Genomic DNA, 1,068 nt, shown 5'->3' on the forward strand with positions numbered 1-1,068 from the left:
AACATATCCATTATCCGCTCCCGGTCCCGGAAGCAATAAACCATACCGGTAGTAGCCCCCAGGTCGATAGCCAGACTGCCTACGAAAATCATGTGAGAGGCAATCCTGGACAATTCCGATACTATGACCCGGATATATTCCGCCCTTTCCGGCACGATAATGCCTGCCAGCTTCTCCACCGCCTGGACGTATCCCAGAGTGGGCAGATGAGAAGCCAGATAATCCAGCCGTGAGGCATAAGGAACAAATTGCGCATAGGTGCGGCTTTCGGCAATTTTCTCCACCGAGCGGTGCACATAGCCCACGTGGACGATGGCGTCTTTCACTTCCTCGCCGTCCATTATGGCTTCGACATGGAGACCGCCGTGAGTGCTGGGATGCTGCGGGCCGATATTTATAGTATAGGTTTCCGTTTCGATCATGCCTCAAACCCCCTTCCCGAAGTCTTTGCGCAGGGGATGACCGCTGAAGTCATCAGGAAGCAAAACCCTGACCAGGTTGGGATGATCAGTAAACTGAATCCCCATCAGATCATAAGCCTCCCTTTCCTGCCAGTCAGCGGTAGGATATATGGCGATAAGTGAAGGTACACTAGGATTCTGGCGCGGAACCCTCACCTTGACAGCAATCTTTTTATCATGGGCCGGAATCCCGTAGAGGTGGTATACCACTTCGAATTCTTCCCCATAGTCTACGGCATCCAAGTTGCCCAGGTAGTTCATGCCCCAATCATCATAGAGAGACGGCATAACTGCAGGAAGTGCCCCAGGCTCTATCTTGAGATAGGCGAAATACTGGTCATAGCTCACTTCCAAAGGTTTAAACCGTTCATTAAGAGCAGCGGCCAGCTCTGCCATATGGTTGTCCTTAGCAGTATTAGACTCCTCTGCCATATCAGTAATCACCCCGCTCAACTTTCTTTTTCAATTCCAAGAGCCCGTGGAACAAGGCTTCTGGCCGGGGAGGGCACCCGGGCACGAATATATCCACTTTGAACAGGGTATCAGCCCCGGGGAGAATGCTGTAGCCGTCCCGAAAAGGCCCCCCGCTGGTGGCGCAATTGCCCAT

At 52.5% G+C, this 1,068-nt stretch carries 2 protein-coding genes and 1 pseudogene; all 3 read right to left on the reverse strand.

Annotated elements, in window-relative coordinates:
* Positions 1–422, reverse strand: a pseudogene (locus B3W37_RS10960) (NADH-quinone oxidoreductase subunit D); the annotation flags it as partial.
* Positions 423–425: 3 nt separating this feature from the next.
* Positions 426–893, reverse strand: coding sequence for an NADH-quinone oxidoreductase subunit C (locus B3W37_RS10965; RefSeq protein ID WP_483175766.1), 468 nt, complete (start codon positions 891–893; stop codon positions 426–428).
* A gap of 1 nt (position 894) precedes the next feature.
* The coding region (locus tag B3W37_RS10970; protein ID WP_483175767.1) for an NADH-quinone oxidoreductase subunit B family protein at positions 895–1,068 on the reverse strand (174 nt) is incomplete at its 5' end.

The organism is Syntrophomonas sp. UBA5494, from assembly GCF_002426325.1.